This window comes from Armatimonas sp., assembly GCF_043760365.1.
In the GTDB taxonomy this organism is placed as follows: domain Bacteria; phylum Armatimonadota; class Armatimonadia; order Armatimonadales; family Armatimonadaceae; genus Armatimonas.
In genome coordinates this window covers 1-3,829 of sequence record NZ_JAYUPA010000685.1, presented here as the reverse complement: position 1 = coordinate 3,829, position 3,829 = coordinate 1, and the positions used below count along the sequence as shown (strand labels likewise).

Annotated in this window: 4 protein-coding genes; all 4 read right to left on the bottom strand. The window is 56.7% G+C overall.

Annotated elements, in window-relative coordinates; genetic code table 11:
- Nucleotides 1-2: 2 nt before the first annotated feature.
- A complete protein-coding gene (locus ACH2EH_RS15955) occupies nt 3-1,040 on the bottom strand; it encodes an aldo/keto reductase (protein ID WP_395143090.1) in 1,038 nt (345 codons plus the stop codon).
- Nucleotides 1,040-1,846 carry a CpsD/CapB family tyrosine-protein kinase gene (locus ACH2EH_RS15950; protein WP_395143088.1) on the bottom strand — a complete coding sequence of 269 codons (807 nt, stop codon included), beginning with the start codon at nt 1,844-1,846 and terminating at the stop codon, nt 1,040-1,042. The genes ACH2EH_RS15955 and ACH2EH_RS15950 overlap by 1 nt, the downstream gene beginning before the upstream one ends.
- 45 nt (nt 1,847-1,891) lie before the next feature.
- Entirely contained in the window at nt 1,892-3,367 is a 1,476-nt protein-coding gene (locus tag ACH2EH_RS15945) for a proteasome accessory factor PafA2 family protein (RefSeq protein WP_395143086.1), read from the bottom strand.
- 155 nt (nt 3,368-3,522) lie between these two features.
- Nucleotides 3,523-3,829: glycosyltransferase (locus ACH2EH_RS15940; protein WP_395143084.1), on the bottom strand; the 307-nt coding region annotated here is incomplete at its 5' end.

Here is a 3,829-nt window from a genome sequence, read left to right as displayed (position 1 = left end):
TGCTAGGCGGTGCCTTCACGATCACTATCGAGTCCTGGCAGGTGCCCGATCTGCCAGCCTGCATTGTTTAGGAAGTCCGCGACAGCCGTTCCGGGGGGAACCAGCGTATCCACGGCATCTAAAAAACTTGGGGGAAGAGCGAGCGAGACAGCAGGCAGCAGGCTTGTGAGCTGCTCCAGAGTGCGCGGCCCCAAGATCGGCGCGGTCACTAACGGGTTTGACAGAGTCCAGGCCACTGCGGCGACGGCAGGATCGAAACCGTGCTCGGTGGCCAGAGCCACAAATGCCGCCGCGACTTCCGAGGCATTTCGGTTGGTGCGCTGCCGCCACATCGCATTGCGGGCGATCCGAGAGCCCTCGGGCAAGGTGCTCGGTGAGACCGAACCGTACTTGCCCGTGAGCTGCCCACCTGCTAGCGGCGACCAGACAATCAGCCCCCAGCCTGCCTGCTTCAGAAACCCCGCCCGGTCGTTCTCGATGCGGCGATCCAGGATATTGTAGGGTGCTTGCTCACAGACAGGGGCGATCCGGTGGTGAGCATCCGCACGCCACTGCGCCTCGGACATCTGCCAGCTTGCAAACGTGCTCGTGCCCCAGTAGCGGATCTTGCCCTCTTTGATCAAGGTGTCCAGTGTTTCGATAGTCTCGTCGAGTGGCACTGTTGGGTCGTAACGGTGGAGCTGGTAGAGATCAATCCAGTCGGTCTGCAAGCGGCGCAGGCTCGCTTCTACTGACAAACGAAGATGCCGCCGCGAGAGGCCACGGTCATTGGCACCTGGCCCCATCGCGCCATTGACTTTTGTCGCCAGCACGACTTGCTCCCGGAAGCCAAACTGTGCAAAGGTTTTACCAAGAATCTCCTCGCTGCGCCCCGCACCGTAGACATCAGCAGTGTCCCAGAACGTCACGCCGGACTCGTAGGCGGTTTTGAGGATCGTGAGCGAGTCTTCCTCGCTCGTGGACTCGCCAAAGTTCATGCAGCCCAGGCACAGGTTGCTCACCTTCAGCCCAGAGTGGCCTAGCGCGACGTTCACCGGCATTACGGTGCCTCGTCCGCTTTGTCATCTTTGTCATCAGGTGATTCGGAGGGAACGTAATACTTGCCGTAGACTTTACGATCGGGCATCCCAACCCGGTTGAACACGGCTCCTAGAACGGTGGCCCTTGCACGCGCGAGAAGCGACATGGTCTTCTGCACATTGATTTTTTTTGTTTCTCCCTGCCCAACAACCACAAGAACCCCCTTCGCTAGGGACGCGACCAGCATGCCATCGGCGACAACAAGCAGGGGGGAGGTGTCCAGCAGGACGATATCACAGCGCTTCTCCAGCTCCGCCACAAGGTGCTCCATGGCCAGCAAGCCTAGAAGCTCGGTCGGGTTTGTGGGGTTCGTGCCTGCGGGAATCACCGAAACATTGTCAACGCCACTGGGACGCAGCACATCGCTAATCTCATGGGTGCCCACGAGAACATCCACCAGCCCTGGTGAGGCATCCCGCTTGAAGAGCTTATGCTGTGTCGGTCGGCGAAGATCTCCGTCCACCACGATCACGCGCTTCCCCTCCATCGCCAGTGCCATCGCCAGATTGGCAAGTGCTGTGGATTTCCCCTCCGCCGGAACTGCCGAGACTATCGCCAGCGAGCGCAGCGGCTGCTCCGCGACAAAGCGGAGATTGGTACGAAGGCTTCGGAAAGACTCCACCAGCGGTGAGAAAGTGCTTACATCCCGAATCAAGCGAAGACTTTCCTCGTCAATTGTCGGGATATAGCCCAGAGCAGGGATACCTAAAAGGCTCTCGGCATCCTCCGGTACAAGAAACGTATCAGAATTATCGGTCAACATCATTTCCTCAGTTCTTCTCTAGCAATACGTCGTGACAGCGTTTTAGCTCTACATTCCCTTGGTGAAGCTCTCGGCTTCTTTCAGGTAGGTATCAAAAGGGTTCTTAAGATCGAGGTGCCGGTTCTTGGCCAGATAGACCAGATCCCAGTCAATAACATAGTCCTTGGACTTTTTATCGAGCAGCTTCTTGATGATCTCGGCGCGGGCGGCGGCGCGGGTGTTCTGGGGCGACGCCACCGTGGCCGTGGCGATCTCGGCATCTGTCACCAAGCGCTCCATCTCGCCCAGCTCCTCTAAGCCGTAGAATAGCCCCTGACTGCGGTTGGTATTGTGGTACTCGATATCCAAGCTCTGCATCACATCGTCCTGCCAGCCGACACCCTCAGATTTCATGAACTCCGTGTACATCTTGTGTTTAGCGACCCAGTCCAGCTTGTTGGCAAGGGTCAGCGGATTGGTTTCGAGCGCATCGAGCGTCGCTTCCCACTCGCGCAGCACCCAGTCAGTTTGCGTGTCCACACCCGAAAGGCGCTTCTTGCCCGCTTCAAGGTAGATGCGCTGGAGATCGACGGCCTTGATCGTGCCGCCGCTCTTGCGCTTGACCAGCCACTTCCAGCTCGGGTCGCGGCTGACGGAGCGCAGAGTCTCCAGCGGGTCGCGGATCTCCACTTCCGTGCCCAGTAAGCCGTCTTCCACCAGCGAGAGCACTACACACGTCGTGCCGACCTTGAGCGCCGTGGCGTAGTCGGACATATTCCCCTCGCCGTAGAGAATGTGCAGGCGGTGCAAGTTCGAGAAGTTGTAGTAGCTGTCCCACTTCGGGTTGATAATCGCCCGGTTGAAGCGCACACGGCTACTAATCGTCTTAACAATATGATCGGCGCGTTGGGAGAGCTGGAAGTCGACCGTCGGGTCAATCTCAACCCCATAGAAGTTACTCACCCACTGGTAGTCCACGTCATAGTCGGAGATCGTCATCACCGAGTTCTTCATGGACGAGAAGTTCAGCCGATGCCCCCCCACACGCCCGACACCCGCAAAGATCTGGCGTGTCACTAAGAACGGCAGAAGATAGTTAAAGCTCGCTCGGAAGAAGTCCTCGTCGTGCATCTCAACTAAGTAGTTCTCATGACAGCCAAATGTATGGCCGCCAAAGTGATCCACGGAGTTGTTGTGAAACGACGCCGTCTCTGCGAGCCCCAGATCGTTTAAGAGGCTCTGAACAATCCACTGCCCGGCTTTGTTATAGCGACAGACATCAAAAATATCCGTGCACTCCGGCGTGGCATACTCCTCATGATCCCCGACAGCATCAATATAGAGCCGCCCGCCATTGAGAAGAAACCCGCCGCTACGGGCGGGTTCAAACGAGTAGTCACGGGCATGGAGGTCAATGAGCCCCCAGTGCTTCTGATAAAAACAGTGGTTCTTGACCGCTTCGACAACCTGCTCAGGCGATCCGGCGGCATCATCGCGCACCATACACCCGAACTCAGTCTCGATCCCAAAGATACGTCGCTCCATGGGTTGATTGTATCCGATTTCCAAACCATTCTGCGCCGCCGTCGCAGGGCAACTCCTCCAAGTTAACTAGCCTAGACTTCGATCGTAAACCCGACAGAAAAACTCGATGCTTTCTAGTTACCATAGCAGGGTTTCCGAGCTGTTCAGAATTACAATTATGTAAGCTCTAGGAGTTCTGTGTAGATGCGATGAATCTGCTGCTGTGTCGCACTTAACTTGACGATATGTGCTCTAGCAGCTGCACCCAATGCCTCTCTATGGTTCTTATTTTCTATCAATTTCCTAAGGGCACTCGCAAGCGCGGGAGCATCCCGAACGGGCGTGAGGACTCCAACTTCAGGGGGCACGACTTCGCTAGCGGATCCTATATCCGTTGTCACAACAGGTAGCCCTGCGGAGAACGCCTCTGTAAAACTCAGGCTAAATCCTTCGGAACCCGTATTTGCCTGGCAGTAAATATCT

What these genes read in the sequence shown, in the direction of transcription:
- ACH2EH_RS15950 (WP_395143088.1), bottom strand. Translation starts at nt 1,846, where the DNA reads ATGATGTTGACCGATAATTCTGATACGTTTCTTGTACCGGAGGATGCC.
- ACH2EH_RS15955 (WP_395143090.1), bottom strand. Translation starts at nt 1,040, where the DNA reads ATGCCGGTGAACGTCGCGCTAGGCCACTCTGGGCTGAAGGTGAGCAAC.
- ACH2EH_RS15945 (WP_395143086.1), bottom strand. Translation starts at nt 3,367, where the DNA reads ATGGAGCGACGTATCTTTGGGATCGAGACTGAGTTCGGGTGTATGGTG.